The sequence below is a fragment of the Lentibacillus sp. genome (assembly GCF_035301925.1).
Lineage (GTDB): Bacteria > Bacillota > Bacilli > Bacillales > Amphibacillaceae > Lentibacillus.
Genome location: NZ_DATGTI010000087.1, coordinates 1 through 20412, shown reverse-complemented (window position 1 = coordinate 20412; position 20412 = coordinate 1). Strand labels below are relative to the sequence as shown.

At 45.9% G+C, this 20412-nt stretch carries 17 protein-coding genes and 2 pseudogenes; 9 read left to right on the top strand and 10 right to left on the bottom strand.

What is annotated here, in order from left to right:
* Window positions 1–123 precede the first annotated feature (123 nt).
* The 4 genes from VK080_RS07570 to VK080_RS07555 all read right to left on the bottom strand — a co-directional run bounded on the left by VK080_RS07570 (window position 124) and on the right by VK080_RS07555 (window position 4039).
* Complete coding sequence (locus tag VK080_RS07570; RefSeq protein ID WP_324224163.1) at window positions 124–876, bottom strand: P-II family nitrogen regulator; 753 nt, start codon at window positions 874–876, stop codon at window positions 124–126.
* Window positions 830–1600, bottom strand: a complete 771-nt coding sequence (locus VK080_RS07565; RefSeq protein WP_324224162.1) for a DUF1538 domain-containing protein — start codon at window positions 1598–1600, stop codon at window positions 830–832. The genes VK080_RS07570 and VK080_RS07565 overlap by 47 nt, the downstream gene beginning before the upstream one ends.
* Window positions 1597–2289 (bottom strand): DUF1538 domain-containing protein, encoded by a 693-nt coding sequence (locus VK080_RS07560; protein WP_324224161.1) that lies wholly within the window; start codon window positions 2287–2289, stop codon window positions 1597–1599. The genes VK080_RS07565 and VK080_RS07560 overlap by 4 nt, the downstream gene beginning before the upstream one ends.
* Window positions 2290–2977: 688 nt before the next feature.
* Window positions 2978–4039 (bottom strand): NAD(P)/FAD-dependent oxidoreductase, encoded by a 1062-nt coding sequence (locus VK080_RS07555; protein ID WP_324224160.1) that lies wholly within the window; start codon window positions 4037–4039, stop codon window positions 2978–2980.
* A 259-nt stretch (window positions 4040–4298) separates the two neighbouring features.
* On the opposite strand from VK080_RS07555, the gene VK080_RS07550 reads away from it, so the two are divergent.
* The gene (locus VK080_RS07550; RefSeq protein ID WP_324224159.1) at window positions 4299–4943 is read left to right on the top strand and encodes a LytTR family DNA-binding domain-containing protein; all 645 of its coding nucleotides are present in this window, start codon (window positions 4299–4301) and stop codon (window positions 4941–4943) included.
* 428 nt (window positions 4944–5371) lie between these two features.
* Entirely contained in the window at window positions 5372–6883 is a 1512-nt protein-coding gene (locus tag VK080_RS07545; protein WP_324224158.1) for an acetyl-CoA hydrolase/transferase family protein, read from the top strand.
* Between the two features lie 132 nt (window positions 6884–7015).
* Here the strand turns inward: VK080_RS07545 and VK080_RS07540 are convergent, their stop codons facing one another.
* Entirely contained in the window at window positions 7016–7471 is a 456-nt protein-coding gene (locus VK080_RS07540) for a DinB family protein (protein ID WP_324224157.1), read from the bottom strand.
* A 251-nt stretch (window positions 7472–7722) separates the two neighbouring features.
* Here VK080_RS07540 and VK080_RS07535 point away from each other — a divergent pair, with 251 nt between their 5' ends.
* Both VK080_RS07535 and wrbA read left to right on the top strand, forming a co-directional pair.
* Entirely contained in the window at window positions 7723–8070 is a 348-nt protein-coding gene (locus tag VK080_RS07535) for a hypothetical protein (RefSeq protein WP_324224156.1), read from the top strand.
* Window positions 8071–8151: 81 nt separating this feature from the next.
* Window positions 8152–8776 (top strand): annotated as a pseudogene (gene wrbA / locus VK080_RS07530) (NAD(P)H:quinone oxidoreductase type IV).
* A gap of 223 nt (window positions 8777–8999) precedes the next feature.
* On the opposite strand, the gene VK080_RS07525 reads toward wrbA, so the two are convergent.
* From VK080_RS07525 to VK080_RS07505, 5 genes and pseudogenes are all read right to left on the bottom strand, one after another.
* Complete coding sequence (locus VK080_RS07525; RefSeq protein WP_324224155.1) at window positions 9000–10001, bottom strand: LLM class flavin-dependent oxidoreductase; 1002 nt, start codon at window positions 9999–10001, stop codon at window positions 9000–9002.
* A 241-nt stretch (window positions 10002–10242) separates the two neighbouring features.
* Window positions 10243–10521 (bottom strand): hypothetical protein, encoded by a 279-nt coding sequence (locus VK080_RS07520; RefSeq protein ID WP_324224154.1) that lies wholly within the window; start codon window positions 10519–10521, stop codon window positions 10243–10245.
* A 204-nt stretch (window positions 10522–10725) separates the two neighbouring features.
* Window positions 10726–12436 (bottom strand): annotated as a pseudogene (locus tag VK080_RS07515) (GMC family oxidoreductase N-terminal domain-containing protein).
* A 3-nt stretch (window positions 12437–12439) separates the two neighbouring features.
* A complete protein-coding gene (locus VK080_RS07510) occupies window positions 12440–13057 on the bottom strand; it encodes a hypothetical protein (protein ID WP_324224153.1) in 618 nt (205 codons plus the stop codon).
* Window positions 13058–13374: 317 nt separating this feature from the next.
* On the bottom strand, window positions 13375–15432 hold the full coding sequence (locus tag VK080_RS07505) for a catalase (RefSeq protein ID WP_324224152.1): 2058 nt from the start codon (window positions 15430–15432) through the stop codon (window positions 13375–13377).
* Between the two features lie 261 nt (window positions 15433–15693).
* Between VK080_RS07505 and VK080_RS07500 the strand changes: the two genes are divergently transcribed.
* The 5 genes from VK080_RS07500 (at window position 15694) to rlmN (ending at window position 20008) form a co-directional block, all read left to right on the top strand.
* Window positions 15694–16254 (top strand): hypothetical protein, encoded by a 561-nt coding sequence (locus VK080_RS07500; protein WP_324224151.1) that lies wholly within the window; start codon window positions 15694–15696, stop codon window positions 16252–16254.
* Window positions 16251–17954 (top strand): GMC family oxidoreductase N-terminal domain-containing protein, encoded by a 1704-nt coding sequence (locus VK080_RS07495; protein ID WP_324224150.1) that lies wholly within the window; start codon window positions 16251–16253, stop codon window positions 17952–17954. The genes VK080_RS07500 and VK080_RS07495 overlap by 4 nt, the downstream gene beginning before the upstream one ends.
* A gap of 269 nt (window positions 17955–18223) precedes the next feature.
* Window positions 18224–18409, top strand: coding sequence for a hypothetical protein (locus VK080_RS07490; RefSeq protein WP_324224149.1), 186 nt, complete (start codon window positions 18224–18226; stop codon window positions 18407–18409).
* 244 nt (window positions 18410–18653) lie between these two features.
* Complete coding sequence (locus VK080_RS07485; RefSeq protein ID WP_324224148.1) at window positions 18654–18827, top strand: hypothetical protein; 174 nt, start codon at window positions 18654–18656, stop codon at window positions 18825–18827.
* Between the two features lie 113 nt (window positions 18828–18940).
* Complete coding sequence (gene rlmN / locus VK080_RS07480; RefSeq protein WP_324224147.1) at window positions 18941–20008, top strand: 23S rRNA (adenine(2503)-C(2))-methyltransferase RlmN; 1068 nt, start codon at window positions 18941–18943, stop codon at window positions 20006–20008.
* Window positions 20009–20412: the final 404 nt, after the last annotated feature.

The following is a 20412-nucleotide window of genomic DNA, read 5'->3' as shown; positions in this document are numbered from 1 at the left end:
AAACCTGGGGGCGAATTTGAATATTACCGTTGAAAACGTCGATGGCGAGGAGTTATCTGTTGAGTAGCAATCTGGCAAACCGAAGTGCCGTCAGCGAAAATAAATAAGAAGGAAGAGCGATTGTTACTCTTCCTTCTTATTTTGCTTTTTAAATTCTTCCCTGACTCTTTCGTTCAATTCATGACTGATGCCGACCGTGCTTTCAACTTCCAATACAAAGGCTATCCCTTTGCCTGGCTTTTTTAATTCTGCGTCTTCATTGATTGTTTTCAATACTTCCTGGGTTTTATGGCGCTGGATGAGTGTCAATATCACTTCTTTTTCAGGCTCAATCATAATGTTGAACAGTTGTGCTTTTTCACGGACACCAGTACCGCGGCCATGGAGGATGGTCCCGCCTTCAGCACCGGCTTTCCGTGTGGCGTCCACCACTTTTTCCGAATCGCCCCGGTTAACGATGGTAATGATTAAATCATATAAAACGTTCTGCTCCTCTGCCATGATATCAACACCCTCCTCATCTGTTGCATCGCCTTCTTCACCATGCCATCCGAGTAAATGATTGATGCCGGCAATCTTTTTCGTATCAATCACAAATCCGATTCCCTGTCTTGGCTTATTCAGATTAACTGAATCGATTATAGCACGCCTGACCTCATCAAAAATCTCATCGGATACGAGTGTCAGGATGATAGCTCGTTCCCGTTCAACCGGTATGCCAAGTATGCGCATTTTCTCATTAAGCCGGAAGCCCTCGCCGAGCAGGGTAGTCCCGCCCTGTGCACCGGCATTGCGTGAAGCTTGAACGACCTTTTTAGCTTTGTCTTTTTTAACGATCGTGATGATAAGCTTTTGTCCCTGAATCTTCACTGACATACTGACTTTTCTCCTTTCTGCTGAACAGAATGCCGAGCGTTAACACTGATAATATAGGAGCCAATGCGACCATTGCAACCATGCCAAATCCATCAAGCAGCGGATCACGCCCTTCAATTTGGCCCGCAATGCCGGTGAACATCGCCAAAATGAATGTTGCCGTCATAGGGCCGGTTGAAACCCCGCCGGAGTCGAATGCGATTGACGTAAATGTCTTCGGCGAATAGCGAATCATTATAAAAGCTATTATATATCCTGGAACGATAAAATACCATAGGGAAAATCCATAAATTAACCGTACCATGGAAAGGGCAACCGAAATCCCGACACCAATTGACAGTGTATACAGCAGAACTTTTTCCGGAATGTAACCCCCGGACACTTTTTCAGCTTGTTCGGTCATGACAGCGACGGCCGGTTCAGCATAGATGGCAAAAAAACCAATGACAAAACCAATGGGTATCAACAGCCATTTATATGATAAATCCCCCAGAACATTCCCCATTTGTTCCCCGAAAGGCATAAAGCCGATATGCACGCCCTGCAGGAAAAAAGCAAGCCCGAAAAAGGCCAGAATAAACCCGACGGCAATGTCCAATAGTTTGCGTACTGACAATTTTAAAAAGGCAAAATGGAATATAGCGAACAGGACTGCCAGGGGCAAGAGTGCAATGGCAACCTCTTGCATGGTCTGACCAAAGCCTTCAAATACGTGCAGGTTCATCCGTAAATCACTCCCAGAATCAGCACGGATAAAATAGGTCCGATTGAAGCGAGTCCGACAAGGCCGAAGCCGTCACTGGAAGCAGTTTTTCCTCTGATGACCGTGGCAACACCAACACCCAGCGCCAATATGAACGGCACTGTCAAAGGTCCGGTTGTCACACCGCCTGCATCAAAGGAAATTGGCATAAAATTGGATGGTGAAAACGCGGCCACCAAGAAGACGAGAGCATAGCCGCCCGCTAAGAGATAAACAATGCTGACGTTAAACACGATACGGAACATCGCCAATGCAACAAAAATACCTACGCCGAGTGCAACAGACATAATCAGTATGCTTTGTGGAATGGCCCCGCCCGAAACATCATCAATTTGTGAGGAAAGGACACGGACATCGGGCTCGGCAAATGTCACAACCGCTCCGAGTAAAAATCCGAACAAGACGATGGTCCATATTTTTTTCGTTTTGGATAAAGCTGAACCAATCATCTCGCCGACTGGAACAAGCCCGACATTGACCCCCAGCAGAAAGAGAATAAGACCGATGCCGACAAACAATACACCGATCAAAAATTGCAGAAATGCCTCCATCGGCAGCCAGATAATGGTGAATTGCAATACGGTTATCACGATGGCTATCGGTAAAATGGAATAAATGACTTCTAAAACAGTTTCCTTAATATTGTTCATAAAAAACCCCCAGATGTGTCAGGTGATTTGCTGAAAAATGAAGAAATGTGTAAACGTATACTTATAGAAGGATAAAATTATAAAGAGGAAATATACGTAAAAATTCATTTTAATTATAGCATTTTGTGAAAACAATCAGAAATAAAAAGCATCAGCGTTATGTTGAAGAATTACGTAAAAATGTTTAAACCATTTATTGACAAGTATCCAGTGAGAAAGGTTTGGATAAAAAGCAACCAATGATTTATGTACAATCATACCTCAAATCGGCAATAAAATGTCCGGGCCCAGCCATGAGCAAATTAATAAAAACGATTTTTTAGAATTATCACAAACGCGGAGTGCTTTTTTACAGCCGAGACAAGGCTCATACTGTTTCATGGATTAACAAAAATTCCTGCTGCATGTAAATGATGACATTGGGACAGCTGGTACGGCCCTTGGCAATATAGTCTTTTTTGGCGAATCAAGAAGCGAGTTGTGAACAATATGGTCATGCCGGGCTTAAGTTTCATTCATAAATAATAGTAAAATAGCCGGTAAGCTCCTCAATGCTCGTCCGGCTATCTTTAAGTGAAAATTTCAGAACATCATTTCGAAATTGAAATCAGCTAATTCACTGATTTCCGTCAATCTGATCTCTCACAATGGCCTCTTTCAGGACGAGGCAGAGGCCGAGTTTTTCTAATTAGTGCCGTTTATTAAGCCATAACACGCCGGATTTGGCCAGACGTGGGATATAGCCGACAACTGATTGTGACATCATTTCCCCGAAGCCTTCCGAGCTGCCGAGTGAGCCGAGCGTGCCTTTCAGCTTAAGTTTACCGGGTTTTTTCGGTTCTTTGCCTTTAAGGATGGCGGAAAGGACATCCGCGATCTGCTCTCCTTGCTGGCGGGCAAGCTGGGCACTCGGGGAATGTTCAGAGGAAGCACAGTCCCCAACCACATAAATGTGCGGCTGCTCCGGTACCTGATAAAAGTCATTGACGATAATTTTTTCCTGGTCGTCTTTCTCCAATGGCAATTCACGGGCGAGGTAATTCGGTCTTACCCCTGCTGTCCAGATGGTGACATCATTAACATAGCAAATCCCATTGTTGCAGACACCGTCTTTTTCGACATATTCAACATTGGCGCCGTGAATGACTTCCACATCATTTTTCATGAACCAATCTTCCACATAGTTCTGGATTTTTTTATCAAACGCCTTTAACACGGACTGTCCGCGATCAAGCAGGCGAATATTAAGATCTGGCCGGCTTTCGCGAATTTCGGCAGCCACTTCAATTCCGCTCAGCCCTGCACCGACAATGGTCGCTTTTCCATAGGCTGCCAGATTGCCGATCGCCACGCCGGTATGACGTGCCCTGTCAAAGGTTTGAACACTTTCGGTATATTCAGCTGCTCCTTCAACCCCGTGATAATTGTCCTCACATCCCAGGGCAATGACCAAATAGTCATATGATACGGGTTCACTGCGTTCCTGAAAAAGGATTTGCCGATTTTCAATATCGATACGCTCAATTTCCGCATATACATAGCTGACTTTATCGTGCTCCGGGAAGTCCATGCGCACATCTTTATCAGCGGATGTGCCAGCTGCAATGGTGTAGAATTCTGTTTTGACGGAATGGTATGGATTGCGGTCAATCACCGTAATATGCAAATCTTCGGGGAGATTATCCTCGATCAGGTTCTGCAAAATGTTCAGCCCGCCATATCCGCCGCCTAGGATGACTAAATTTTTCATCTCAAAAACCCCTTAATATGTATAAGTGCTCTTACTGATAAGATTACCAAATGTGCCAATGGAAAACTAGGAAAACACAGAAATTGTTATTTTCCCCGCATATAATGTACACTAATCCCCGAAAAGACGGGGGATAACTGTCCATAAATCTGCTCAACTAACAATCACCGGAGAAGGCTGTTCCGTTGATTGGGTTTCGCTTTAATTTCCGGTCGTGATACATTATCATTAGATTAAATCGCAGGAAAGGTGTCTGTTTATGAATCGCTTAACGTTCGGATCACTCTTGGATGTCATTGGTGAGCTGTTTTCTGATGAGATATCCATTGCCGTTTCAGATACATCAGAATATGTCTATTACCGGCCGAGCAAACGGATTGATTTAAAAATAAAACCAGGTGACCCGGTAGTGGACGGAACAATCGCGCATAAAGCCCTTAATACCGGTCAAAAGGTTTCGGAATTCATTGACCGCAATGTGTTCGGGGTGCCGTATCACGGTATGGCGGTTCCGTTTCATCAGGACGGGGAACTGGAAGGGTGTGTCACCGCCATTTATCCGGTGATGACTGAGGGCAAATCAGTGGTGACCGTTAAAACGTTGGACGGGTGGCGGCCGATTCCATTTCATGATGTGGTGTTTATGGAGGCAAAAGATCGGAAAACGCACGTAGTTGCCGATGCACTTGTTGGGACGACAACGCGGGCGCTCCAGGATTATGAATATTCACTCCCGAGAGAGATGTTCATTCGCTGCCACCGGTCATTTATTGTGAACGTCCATCATATCAGGGACATCTTCCCAGATACGCATTCCACCTTTATGCTCGCGATGGATAACGGCTTTCAGGTCCCGGTCAGCCAGTCGTATGCGAGCTATTTCCGGAAATTGCTTGGGTTTTGAAAAAGAAGTCGTGATTGGGTGGAGCGTAGCCAGCCAGTGGTGCCCGTCTTTATGAGCTTGAGCGAGAGCTGGAAAAATGGAGCATGTTCCGGCGGGTGATGAACATGGGCGCGAGAAGTGGAACATGCTATCGGAAAACGTCAACTTGAGAGCAGGGGCTGCACCTCGGAATGATCAACTTCAATGCGAAAACGTAACCCAACCTGGGAACAGAAATGCCAGCCTAAGCATCGAAACCTCAATTCGATACGGAGTTCTTCATCTCCTTCATTTCACTTCTAAAATATCTGTCTTTTGTAAAAATCTGCTGGCTCATCCATCATTTTTTCCATTCCATAATGAATATCGCTATCCCCTTCAAAAATCCCCAAAGCACCCCTTCCGTTACGTTAGAATAGTTTTAAAACTTAAAAGAAAGGGGTTACATCATGACTAACGGAGATCGTATTCGTGACGAACGCCTCCACGATCGTGTTGTTTCAGCAAAAGATGCTGCTTCATGGATTGAGGATGGCATGACATTGGGGATGAGCGGTTTTACTCGTGCAGGTGATGTGAAAGCGGTGCCAACAGCACTTGTTGACAGGGCAGAACACGAGCACTTTAAAGTAAACGTATTCACTGGTGCATCACTTGGTTCAGATATAGATAAAATGTTTGCTGAAGCAGGCATCATTAATAAGCGTCTGCCATTCCAGGCGGATCCGGTCATGCGGAAAAAAATCAATCAGGGTGAGCATCTGTTTGTCGATCACCATTTGTCACATACATCTGAATGGATCAGACACGGGGTTATTGAACCGATTGATTACGCCATTTTGGAAGCGATTGCGATAACGGAAGACGGCGGTATCATTCCATCAACATCCATCGGAAACTCGCTTGTGTTTGCGGAGAACGCCCAAAATATCATTATTGAAATCAACACGGCACAGCCACAGCTCCTGGAAGGTATGCACGATCTGTATAGCCCAGCAAAACAAGGCGATCGCCAGCCCATTCCATTGACAAAACCGAATGACCGCATTGGCGGGACAAGCATTCAGGTTGATCCGGCAAAAATCAAAGGAATCGTGTTCACCCACCAGGAAGACTCGCCGTCAACGATCGGAAAACCTGATGCAGAAACGAAAATGATGGCTGATTACTTGCTGGATTTTCTGCGGGATGAGGTGGCATCCGGAAGGCTTACCAAACAGTTGGCACCGATCCAATCCGGTATCGGTTCCGTAGCCAATGCGGTGCTGCACGGTATGGTCGATTCGGAATTCAAAAATTTGCAAGTCTACTCAGAAGTCTTGCAGGATGCTGTATTCGACCTGATCGATGCCGGCAAAGTCGATGCCGCTTCGTGCTGCTCAATCACGCTTTCGGAAGATAAAATGAAGCAAGTCTTTTCCAATTTTGAAAACTATCGCGACAAGCTGATCATGCGGCCGCAGGAGATTTCCAACCATCCGGAGATCATCCGCCGTCTTGGACTTATTTCCATCAACACGGCGCTTGAATTTGACATTTACGGCAATGTGAACTCAACGCACGTATCCGGAACGAAGATGATGAATGGCATTGGCGGCTCAGGAGATTTTGCCCGCAACGCCAAGCTGGCGATTTTCGTTACGAAATCAATTGCCAAAGACGGCAATATCTCCAGCATTGTTCCGTTCGCCTCCCATATCGACCATACTGAGCATGATGTCGATGTTGTCGTGACCGAACAGGGTTATGCCGATCTGCGCGGGCTGGCCCCACGGGAACGCGTACCGAAAATCATTGAAAATTGTGCACACCCGATGTACCGCCAGCAGTTGTGGGATTATTACAATGAAGCCCTTGAACGCGGTGGGCAGACACCGCATGTATTGGAAAAAGCCTTCTCGTGGCATGCGAATTTTACCAAATATGGCACCATGAAGGAACGCGTGCCGGAAATGGTCTAAGCGCCCATTGGGGGATGGGTACTGCTCATAAATGTTTGTTGAAAAAACTCCACATACGGGCAATTTTAGATGATGCCGGGGTTTCAATAAAAGAAAAAACCACGCTGCCGAAGCGTGGTTTTTTTAGATTAATTATTGATTAAGCACTTTTTTCATGGCATTAACCCGGCCGGTATGGTTGCCTTCATGGAATGCGGCCACTGCTGCCAGTTCGCCATATGTTTGTGCACCCAACACCGGTTCGGGTAGCTTTTCTTCAAATTTCTCCGCCGGGATTTGCTTGATCCGCTCCAGCTGACTTGTTAATTGATCCGCGAGCTCATCAACACTTGGTACATCATCAGGCCAGTCCGCCGGTTTGGAACCATAGCCGAACAGATCCTTGTAGCGCTCGGGAAGATGCTCGGTATTATCCGGAAAACCGAACAGAAATTGTTCGTTCGCTGTCAGCACATGGCCAATATGCCAATGGATCGTGTTGTTGAATCCATCCGGTTGAATATCAAGCTGCTTCTCGTCCACATCCTTAATCTCATTCATGAAGGCGTTGTGGGTAATGCTGAATTGCGAAATAATCAGATTACTCATGCTAAAACCTCACTTTTAATCGTATTCAATTCTACTATAACAATTTTTGCCGAAACTCTAAACGATTCAATTTGGGACAGGGTCAGCCCCCGCGTCCCGCTCCTAAACAATGAAACATTTCCCGGACGATACTGTAACAATAATAGAGAGGTGATTTGTTTGGCTTTTCAATATGCTGACAATAAAGCACGGATGAAGCGCGGAATTTTAACGCTGTCGCATTTCTCAGCGTTCTGTTAGTGGATGCGTGGGTGACTAAACAAATTCATCCGCTTGTCATAGTCATTACAACGGTATCCTTCCTTTGGACCATCATCCAGGGTATGCAATACATCAATATGGATCAGAAAGATTATATTCGCATTGAAGACGATGTAATGTTTATTGACCGTGGTGTTCCCATCTTACCGAAGAAAAAATTAACTATCAGTTCCATTGAACGTAATATTGAGTACTATCCACTCCTAATTTTTAAACTAAATCGTGATCGTGAAACACAGATTAATATTGACTGGCTGAACGAAAAAGCGGTGGAAGCCATAAAGAAGTACCTTGATCATAAACTTGACGCATATGAAACAAATGATTATAAAAATTGAAGAATCATACTGTAGAAAATGGGGAAGCTAGATGCTGACAACATCAGTTTTATGAGAAAAACAGCAAAGGAGTCAAACAACATGGCAAACGTTAAATTAGCAATTGTTTATTACAGCTCTACGGGGACCAACTATCAAATGGCACAATGGGCTGAAACAGCTGCAAAAGAAGCAGGTACTGAAGCGAAACTGCTCAAAGTACCGGAATTGGCACCGGAACAAGCCATCGCATCCAATCCGGCATGGAAAGAACATTATGAAGCAACAAAAGACGTACCTGAAGCAACCTCGGAGGACATCGAATGGGCTGATGCAATCATTTTCAGTATGCCAACACGCTTTGGAAACCTGCCTGCCCAAATGAAGAATTTCATTAATGAAGAATTTCATTGATACACAAGGCGGCATTTGGGCAGCAGGCAAAACGATTAACAAGGTCGTCAGCGGCATGACGTCCGCACAAAATCCGCATGGCGGTCAAGAAGCGACACTGCTTTCATTATATACATCCATGATGCATTGGGGTGCCGTTATTGCAACACCGGGATATTCGGATGATTCAATCTTTACTGCTGGCGGTAATCCTTATGGCACTAGCGTTTCTGTTGACAAGGATAACAACATGGTGGAAGACATTGAAGGTGCGGTCAAACATCAGACACGGCGGACCATCGACGTTGCATCCCGCATTGTTTCAGGCAGCTGATCTGTTCAATTAAAGCCACAGCTCTTTTTTTGGAGGCTACGGCTTTTGTATGGCGGTATTTTTCATACCATTTCTAAATTCGCTGAACTTGTCACAAATTCGGCTAAAGTTCACAAAAAATCTGCTGAAACTGTTACAAAAATGGATATTATTTGGACCATAACCAAGCAAACAAAAAAGCCCTGGCACTCGCCCGCCAAGGCTTTTTCCCGTTAATGCTTTTCTATTCCATCAGCTCACCGACAATTTCATATGAACGGATGCGGGCTTTAATGTCATAGATCTGTGAGTTGATGATCATTTCGTCTGCTTGGGTTTCTTCAAGTACCTTTTCCAATCCTTGTTTAATGGTTTCTTTGCTGCCGATCAGCGTGTATGGCGAGTTGTTTGACTGCTCGACAACCGCTTTTTCCATTTCCGACCAGACCTCATCAGGGTTTTCAATCGGCGGCTGCAGCTTCGTCGGCTGTCCGCGTCGGATACTGAGTGTTTGCTCCTGCTGGGTAGTGGCTAAGTACTTGGCCTCTTCATCCGTGTCAGCAGCAATGATATTGACGCCAATCATCGCATATGGTTTATTCAGCACATCGGATGGCGTAAAGTTGTCGCGGTATAAGTTCAGTGCCGCGATTGTGTTATCCGGTGCAAAATGGCTTGCAAACGAAAATGGCAGGCCTTTTTGTGCGGAGAGCTGGGCACTGAAACCGCTTGATCCGAGCAGCCAGATCGGGATATTGAGTCCTTCGCCGGGTACACTGCGGACACCGGCTGTTCCGGCAAAGTAGTTTTCCAGTTCTTCCACTTGCATTGGAAAATCCTCAACCCGCTGATTCAATGTGCGGCGCAATGCGTAGGCAGTTGCCTGATCGGTCCCGGGAGCCCTGCCCAGCCCGAGGTCAATGCGGCCAGGATAAAGTGTTTCCAGTGTGCCGAATTGCTCCGCGATGACAAGGGAAGCATGGTTTGGCAGCATGACACCGCCAGAACCGACGCGCATCTTATTGGTTGCGCCGGCAATATGGCCGATTAGAACGGATGTGGCGGAGCTGGCAATCCCCGGCATGTTATGATGTTCGGCCAGCCAGTAACGATTAAATCCGAATTTTTCCACGTTTTGTGCTAATGCCACACTATTTTTGAACGATTGTTCCGGCGTGCTCCCTTCCAGGACAGGCGCAAGGTCCAGAACAGATAGTGGAATATTGTTAAAGGTTTTGGTACTCATATGTCTCACTCCTTAGGGGAAATGATACGACCTGACAGACAGAAGTTCCAGTATTTTGCCCATTTGTGTTATCGGAATGAGAAAAACTTGTATTTAAAACGTTAGCATTAAGACTGACGTTTTAAATAACTTCGGCACTCGCTATGGAGGGGGCGAATGCCGAAATTTCTAAACAGACATGATAGCGGCATCAAATATGACGTTTGGCATTCGGAAAAAATAAGAAAACGCCGGGCTGCCATTAAATAAATCCGCCAAATGGAACGAGCGCCAGGGTACCGATAGCGCCCAACGCAATACCCAGTCCAAGGCCGCCACCGTATCCGTAACCACCAAATCCTCCAAAACCGCCATAGCCAAAACCACCTAAAGGTCTGCCGGGGCCAAGCGGATGCAAATAGACATAGTGGTTGTCAACATGATTGATGATACCTCTGTGAATGGCGCCATTACGGGTTTTTATTTCAACAGCTCTGCCTTTACACCGCTGGCAGAGTCCGCGGAAATGTTCAACAGACATCGATTCACCCCCGTGACTTTCAGGTTATATAACAATGTATGCAAGGATATAAGCCAGTGTAAAAGACACCTGCACTGGAAGACCCGAGGAAGTTCGGATCTGTTGTGTCGTTTAAATTAATGAACCATTTGGCTGCATACATTCAGGTTTTGCTCTGCAGCCTCCTCAAAATTAAAGGGGGATTCCTGCTGGTGAAGGGTCGCTTCAGCTGAAATATTTTATCGCCAATTTTTCTGCCGTCCGGGTAGCTAACGCTTGCGTTGTCAACGTGGGATTCGGGCCGCCGATCCCATTATAGTGGACGCTATTGTCGGCGATAAAAAGCCGCTTGACCTGGTACGCTTCACAATCGCTGTCCGCAACATACCCCATTCGCATGGTGGATTCCATATGGGCAAATAAGGTAGCGGGCCAATCAGTGCGGATAACCTTCTTCGCTCCGGCTTTACGCAAAATATCTGTGGTGATTCCGGCTAATTCATGCCGCTTCTGCACATCTTGCTTGCTGGGTATATATTGAATGACAGGGACCGGTCCATGTTCATCTTTTATCAAAGGATCAACCGTGACACCGTTTCGTTTATGTGGCTGATCATCGGCAAGGATCAAAAAACTTAACGTGTTTCGGTAATTGTCCATCCATTCTTTCAATTCATCTCCTGTTAATCTTCCCTGTAAATCCCACGGAACTTCAGGGGATAGCTTGTGTTGGGAGGCATCCCCGTTTTGGCTGAATCCAAACGTTAACGATGAAAATAAGCCAGGGCTGAGGTCCGGATGGCTGGATAACGCCCAGTCCCGGATAGTCCAATCGGGCAGCAGATGTGTGACCGACAAACGGATCGACATGGTTTTGCCCCAAGATATGCATAAGATCCTTTTCATCGAAGACGCCGGTTACCCAATCCCAATAATGCGTTGTCAGCCCGCGCCCAACCCATTCATTCTGGGGCAGCTCCGAATTAAGCCAAAGCCGCGGACTTTCGATACAACCTGCTGCCATGACAATAACTTTTGCGTACAATTCTCCAATTTCGCCCGTCCACGTATCCCGAAATTGCACACCACTGGCGATGATGCCTTCGTTTGGATGATGGTCGGTTAAAATTTTAGTTGTATATGTATTGGGCCGAATGTCGACATTTCCAGTCCTGAGTGCTAAAGGGACATAACTGACGTGGGTCGCGCGTTTGGCCACTTTATCAACGGATGACCCATATGGACAGCCATTGACGCAATGTCCGGCCATTGTACAACCTTCCATGTGGGATAATTCATAGAGGCTCGTTTTGGGATCCATTAACCGTTCATTAGGAGGCAGGATGGCATTAGGCTGCGGCCGGTAGCCGGGAGAAACCGGATTTAACGTATCAAGCAAGGACCAGCCTGCTTTTTTGGCTCCGTAGTAAAACAATTCTTCTTTTGGTGTGGCAGGGGCAGGTCGGACAGGCAGTGTATCTTCTGCTTTTTGATAGTAGGGAATTAACTCCCGATAAGAAATCGGCCAGACATCATCAACAGCCATTTGATAGGCCCGCGGTGAGTTTGCCCAGTAATGTTGTGTTGTCCCCCCGACACCGGCGTTTTGCCAGGACATTCCTTTTTCCGGGATACGCCGATACCATGTCGGCCGGCGACGATCGGCCGGTCCCCAGCGAAAACGCCCGGCAACAATATCATTCATCGTATGTTCATATCGGGTATATTGTTGCCTTAGAAGATGAACATCCAAGTCATCCGGATTTGAACTGCTGACAGGACCACGATACTGATTGGGCTCTTCCCATTGTTTATTGCCATACCAGGGACCTGCTTCAAGAACAAGGACGTTGATGCCCAATTCACCCAGTTCTTTGGCAGCAACGGCACCGCCACCGCCAGCCCCAATGATGATCACATCTGCATCTATACTCATTTATCATATCTCCTTATCAGCAAATTCTACAACCGGGAATCCCCGAAGTGCACGATAGCCGCATGAAACGCCTGGATAGCCTGCCAAATCCCACGTGAAGGATCTTCCTTCGAGTTCACGATCTTCGGGATACGCCAGTCGTGTCGAACCATATGTAACCCATTCTGAATAATAGCCAAACATAGTCATTTGATGAAGAAACGTCACGATATTTTTGACCAGGTTGGCGTTGTTACGGTACGGAGAGGGGAGGGCTTCCAAATCAATTTGGAGGGTCTCCAACAAACGAATGGCTTCAAACCGGTCGTTGGGCACAAGGGCTGCAAATGCCCCTTTTTGAGGAAAAGTGAGCAAATCAGGCGAACGTTTCATACCTTTGAGCGCCATGAGTTGTGTGGCAGCTGCATCAAGCATCAAAGCTGTTGGTGCTGATAAAAGGACCGTTTTGACACTCAAGTTTTCCTGAACCGAAATGTGATGATCCAATATCCATATCAGGTAGTCATCCAGCTGAATAGCCACGCCTCCCCAAGGTGGTGGAATGACCGCATCGACAAACGCCATAAAGGTTGCTTTTTTGTGGGGCGGATGGACGTATGGCTGGTGTTCCATTTGGTTCACATAATCCCTCCTTGGGAAAATTTCTCTCACCTCCAATAGGGCGGTGATGCCAATCGAATTCAATCAAATACCGATCGGTCCGCTTAACGCCCTTAAATACTATGCACAAAATATATCCTGTATGTTATTTAACCAAATATTGTTTTTCATTTTCTTAAACATTGACATCTATGTATCCCTGCGTTGCTTTGAAGGTCTCTGTTAAATCATTTAGCACGCATGTCCTGATTGAAGTTTCACTTTATCCCGTACCCCTTTGAAGGAGATACGGGATGTTTTCAGGGATTCCATTCGTTAACATGGCCCATTGGTTAAGCTTACACTTTCCTGTTCCAAAACCTTTGCTGAGCAATGGCAGCGATAAATTCATCCCCGAAATCAGGATTATTGGCAGCGAAAACAACGCCGGGCAAGGCATTCATATCGGATACTTGCCAGTAATTCTGTCCCGTTGTTGCAACGCCAATTGGCTTATAATGGTTGTATGCGTCTCTGATAAATGACAATATGTTTTGCTGGAACTTTTGCTCATCTTCGGCACTTCCTCCGACAACGTAAAGCGCATCAAGCAAGGTTGAATCAGTGGTCGTAAATGTTTCGTCAATTTCGATTTGGGTGCCATCATCTCCCGTGACGGTACCGAGTGATTCGCCAACGAAGACGATGAAGACACCATATTGCTGTAAGGTGTCAAGCACATATCTTACTTCCTTCCCATGAAACCCGTTGCCAATGAGAACACCTACTTTTAAAGAATAGGGGAACCGGTTTGTATACGCCTGACTCACGGCAGGGGAACTTTCTGACACGGGGACGTGCTCACCACTTGGGCGATCAACGCCAATATTGTCAGCAATTTTGGTTGCCATGGCCTTATCGACTTTAACAAACATATCGACAACCTGCTGACGAACGGAACGGCTATTAACTTTCCCTACTTCAAAGCTGAATGCATCAATAATATGTTTCTTCTCGACAGGTGACATGCTATTCCAAAATAATCGCGCCTGCGAAAAGAAATCTTTGAAAGAGTTGCTTCGCGCCTGGATAATGTGCCCGTCGACTTTTTCCTGATAATGCGTATAGCCGCCTTCTTCCGGGCTCGAGGTAGCTGGTGTATTATTCGCCAAGGAATTTTGGTGATAACTTACCTGATCCACATCAATGCGGTGCCTGCCGAACCCATCTCGCTGATTATTATGGAAAGGGCAGACGGGTCGATTAATCGGCAGTTCTGTGAAATTGGGGCCGCCCAGCCGGATTAATTGGGTGTCAAGGTAGGAGAACAACCGGCCTTGCAGCAGCGGATCATTGGTAAAGTCAATGCCTGGAACAACATTCCCCGGATGGTACGCGACTTGCTCGGTTTCCGCAAATACATTATCGACATTTCGATTTAATGTCAGTTTTCCGATCGGCTGTACAGGGACGATTTCCTCCGGCCAAATTTTCGTTGCGTCTAAAATGTCAAAGTCAAACATAAATTCATCGTCTTCATCAATCATTTGGACACCCAGTTCATAGACCGGATAAGCGCCTCGTTCTATACTCTCCCATAGATCTCTTCGGTGAAAGTCCGGATCTTTTCCGCCAATAGTTTGCGCTTCATCCCATACTAATGAATGAACACCGAGGACAGGCTTCCAGTGAAACTTAACAAAGGTCGCTTTACCTTCTTCATTGACGAAACGAAATGTATTGACACCGAATCCTTCCATCATTCGCCAGCTTCTTGGAATGCCCCGGTCCGACATGAGCCACATAACCATATGGGCTGATTCCTGGTTATTCGCCACCCAATCCCAGAATGTATCATGAGCGGCAGAGGCTTGAGGCATTTCATGATGTGGTTCAGGTTTAATCGCATGAACGAGATCCGGAAACTTGACCGCATCTTGCATGAAAAACACAGGCATGTTATTCCCGACTAAATCAAAATTGCCTTCTTCTGTGTAAAATTTAGCGGCAAAACCGCGAACATCCCGGGCCGTATTCATCGCCCCTTTGTTTCCGACAACGGTTGAGAAACGAACAAATACAGGTGTCGTTGATCCCGGTTCCTGCAAAAATCCTGCTTTTGTATATTTTTTCATCGAATGATACAATTCAAATTCCCCGTGCGCCGCATAGCCTCTTGCATGGACAACTCTTTCCGGTATCCGTTCGTGGTCAAAGTGGGTCATTTTTTCCCGGAAATGAAAGTCATTCATGATGGTTGGGCCACGGATACCTGCTTTGACAGAATCTTTGTCATTGGAAATTTTTAATCCCTGGTTCGTTGTCATTTTCTTGCCCGTGTTTTTTACCCGATATTGTCCGAGCTGCTCATATTTACGATTGCCATGAACCTGCTTATTGTTTCTTGACTCCGCCATGTCATCACCTTTTCCCTTATCTTTTATTCCCATATATACATATGCATTTTGCCTATATTTGGGACACTTGGACTTCCACTGAAATGGATCCTGGTTCAACAGGTTTTTGAAGACGGGATCAAGATGGGGTCATAACAAACGAAACCGAACCATACGTTGGTAATAGTTTGTAAAATAAGAAAGAGGTGACATGTCATCAGTGTTTATACCCAATCGCAAGACTATATTCAGGCAAGCTTTCAGGCGTTGACGGATGCCTTAGTGCCGTCAGTTCAGCACGGGTATGGATCCCCTTTTAGTGCTCACGATATAGGGGTTCATGAATATGTCATCAATGCCTTAAACAACAATATTTCCATTCAGCAGCAGCTGCATCATTATGTAATCCCGCTTGCTTATCCCACAGCAATTATGTTGGATGTTGCCGCAACGCAGCTTGTGAATGCGCATCAGGCACAAACCTATCCGCAAAGTCTGTTTCCCGGGGGCCGCATGTTTTCATATTTATCCCGGACAGATCGTATTCGGACGCTATCGGCACTGGAGAACCTGGCTGTCGACCTTTACGTGCTGCCGTCTCCTTTTCAAAATAACGCCGGTATGGTTAAATTTGTCACCGATGCGTTAAATCGGTTTTCGATGTTTGGTTTTTATTCAGAATGGCCGATGTATGGTTCGACTCGGTTTTTTCCCCCGGATGATCGACGCCTTGAATTCTTTCCGTTGACCTGGCAGCAAGTTGGCTATCCAGGTGTGTCATTAGGTTATCGCGATTTCCGCGGCTTTTTATTAAAAATATGGAGAAATGGGGATAGCGAATGAAAACAGATCCAGCTGTCATTGTGATTGGCGCTGGCGCCGGCGGACCTGTTGTTGCCAAAGAGCTCGGCGAGTTAGGCATCCGTGTGCTGGTACTGGAAGCCGGCCCCTGGTACGGCAATAAAAAGTGGCCGGAACCGAATGAAAACTGTGGCATGGCGAAAGAAAGCTCGGACCCCGGGGATTTGGACGGCACGCTTTACCGCCGTCAGCTGACACGACTGGAAAATGATATGGATGATCCTGTGACAGGCAAATTCCGCTGGGGAGCGGCAGACAGGAGACGTACGCCCTGGTACCGAAATATCCCGGATCGGGCGTTATTATGGCAAAGTGCAGGCATCGGCGGGTCGACACTGCATTATTATGCCAACTCGCCGCGTGCTTTTCCCGAAGCTATCGCTGAGTGGCCGATCAGTTACGACGAACTCATTCCCTATTATGAAAAAGTGGAAGCGACATTACCTGTTGAATTTGCCCCAACGACAACGAAAGAAACGCTCTTTTATTTTGGAGCGGAGAAGGCTGGTTTTTCTGTAAATCGAACATTGGATGTCACCAGCATCGGGTATCGTCCGCAGCCGAATGCCATTTTGCCGCCGAATGAGCATTTAATGGATCCGAACTATTCGATGGAAGAACTAAGCCATATGGAAGGCTGTACATTAAGCGGCCATTGCGGTCAGGGCTGTCCATACGGGCCATCACTTGAAAAAATGGCTAAACGTCCAACGACGGTCAGCTATGTCCCGCTGGCGATGAAGACCGGATATGTGACGTTCAGGCCGAACACATTTGTAACCAAGGTATTGACGGCATATAATGCGGGCGGCAATCAGCAGGCAACAGGGGTACAGATCAGGGATACGTGGACAGGTGAAATGGAAGAGTTGCGTGCCAAAGCAGTCGTGATGGCTGCCGGCTGTGTGGAGACACCACGGCTTTGGCTGAACTCGGATTTGCCGTATAACCCTTGGGTAGGCCGCGGTCTGACCAATCATTATATGGATATGGTGACAGGCACATTTGATGAAGATACGTTAATGGCGACTGTCGGCAGTCGAACGACGAATCCATTTATCGGGCATACATCAGGATCACGCCTTGATTATCCCGGCCTCGGCATGATTGAAAATATTGGGGAAAGCCCCGGACTGTCAGCACAGCAGCTATTTGGGTTCAGTCAATCAGGCTATAATCGCCTCCATCACTCCGATTCGGGACTCTGGGAGCAGCGCGGACGACTTGTCGGTTCCGAGCTGGAAAAAGCCATGGAAGACTACAGCCGAACGCTCACCCTTTCCGCCATCACTGATGACGAGGTTAAATTTCATAACCGAGTTGAACTGGATCCGCATATCAAAGATGAACATGGCGCGGTACCACGCGTCCACTATGAACCAAGCAAAAAGTCGAAAAAGAGAAGGGAGCAATTAATCAAAATCGCCACGGACATTTTACGACAGGCAGGTGCCAAAAAAGTCCACCGAACGGACCTCCCGGCAAATTACTACATCCACTTGCAAAGCACGATGCGGATGGGGTATGTCGTTGATACATCATGTGAAGCCTATCAGGTGGAGAGGCTCTATGTTGCTGATAACAGTGCTGATTATAATGCGCTTGGCGGACCAAATCCGACGGCAACGACCCAGGCATTGGCAACCCGGACAGCGGAGATGCTGGCCTCGAAATATTTTTAATCGGATTTGAAATTCGAACAGTTTACGGGCACAGGTTTTTCTTGAAGCGTTTGCTTTCCTCCTGCTTATGGTAGGAGGTTTTTGTTTTGGAGGGATTTGTTATGGAAGTGACCTAATATCTGTGGAAATAAATTCGAATTATGGCAAAAACCGGCCGGATGACTTCCATCATAAAAATTTGTCAAAATAAACACGTACTTCTCTGCATTTTCAGTCATTTTCTAGTATAATTGTACTAGCTAGACGTATGCTGCTGTGAGGGGAGGCAATTGAACCATTCAGCACACCAAAAAACATTCGAAAGCGCCAGCCGGCAAAAGTACAGGCAATTGGAGCAAAACAGGGAACGTTTTAAACAGAAGGTACAGCAGCCAAAACCACGGACCGACCATACCGCACCAAACATAACAACACATAACAACAGAAGACCTGGAGCGGGAGAAACGCCTGCGTAAACGGGCGCAGAAAGAATTACATACCACACAGAAGAAGTTGGATCAGCAGCAGCAAATCATTAAAGATCAAAATTGTCAATTAAAAAATGACCGAAAGCAAATCGCCGAGCTTAAACACGGGTGATGGGAACTTACAGCGTCACAGAAAAAGGTTGACGAACTCAAACAAAAGATAGCGGAACTGCAAAGCCAGGTTCAAAACGAACAGGCAGAGCGGCACAAAGCAGAAGAGATGATTCGGCAAATGGAATTCGAAAACGAAAAACGGCAAAAAAGAGAAAAGAAAAAATCAGTATATACCAACCAGGTCAGACAGTTAAAACAATCAAATGCCGCCCTCCAACGCAAACTGGAAAATTACGACCTGCTGACATATCAAAAATACGGTAACCTGGAACAGGAAATTAAGGCACTCTAAAGGAAACTGACAACTTAATTGATTGGGAAGAACAAGTGCGGTTTGCCACATTGCCATCCACCCAGTATTATAGTACAATGAACAATTGTAATGTATCGAAGTGAGGGATAGGCATGAGCAAAAAATCCATTTACGGATTAACATATGAACAACTGCAAAACTGGCTTACTGACCATGGCCAGCGCCGTTTCCGTGTTGACCAAGTGTGGAACTGGCTGTATAAAAAGCGCATTAATGATTTTTCCGAGATGAAAAATGTAAACAAAGAGACGATTGCACTGCTCGAAGATAATTTTGTCTTTCATACGACGAAAGAGGAGATCAGACAGGAGTCAGAAGACGGCACGATCAAGTATTTGTTCCGGCTGTCAGACGGCAACCTGATCGAAACAGTATTAATGCGTTTTAACTATGGTTTGTCGGTCTGTGTGACAACACAGGTTGGCTGCAATATCGGCTGCTCGTTCTGTGCGAGCGGACTGCTCCGAAAAAACCGTGACTTGAAGAGCGGAGAAATTGTAGAGCAGATTATGAACGTGCAAAAAGACATGGATATGAAAGGCAACGATGAGCGTGTTAGCCACATCGTTGTGATGGGTATCGGCGAACCATTTGATAACTTCAATAATTTGATGGACTTTATCAACGTTGTCAACCATGATGCCGGTCTGAACATCGGTGCCCGTCATATCACCGTGTCAACAAGCGGGCTTGCTCATAAGATTTACGAATGGGCGGATACCGGTACACAGGTGAACTTGGCGATTTCGTTGCACGCACCGAACAACGAGCTGCGTACGTCGATTATGAAGATCAACCGTGCTTTTCCGATTGAGAAGCTGATGAAAGCTGTTGATTATTACCTGGAGCACGTCAACCGCCGTGTCACATATGAGTACATCATGCTGAAGGATGTCAATGATCATAAAGAAGATGCAGAAGAGCTGGTTGAGCTGCTTTCTGATAAACGGCATTTATCATATGTGAACCTAATACCATACAATACGGTCAGTGAGCATGACCAGTATCAGCGCAGTGATTCATCGACCATCCAGGCATTTTACCAGACATTACGGGAAAACGGCATCCAGTGCGGCGTCCGCTGGGAAAATGGTGCAGATATCGATGCGGCATGCGGCCAGCTCCGGAGTAAACAAGTGAAGAAAGAGGACGCAGTATAAAATAGAGCGTCCTGTAATAGGTAAGTAGTTCACTTACAGTGGAGAAAAAATAAAAACACAATACATTTAGCGTACTAAATCACATAACATTTAGTGCGCTATTTTTTACTGTCATAACAACTTTTTAAGGTAAAAATTGATATTTTATCATTCGAATTAGTACAACAAATAACAAAGTGACAATAAATATTGTCATTGCCCTAAAAGTATTGAAAAAAAGGGTAAAAATTGCTTAGCGAAAATACCTTTTAATTTAAATGCTATTTTAGTGTGTAGAGATGTATTTTGAAAATTTTATCATTTTTTGAATATTTATGTTAAAATAAAACTAAAGATTGTAATAAAATGGTCTTAAAATAAACATCTTTGGATTCACATCAACCTTTATGCGACAATCGGGCCAG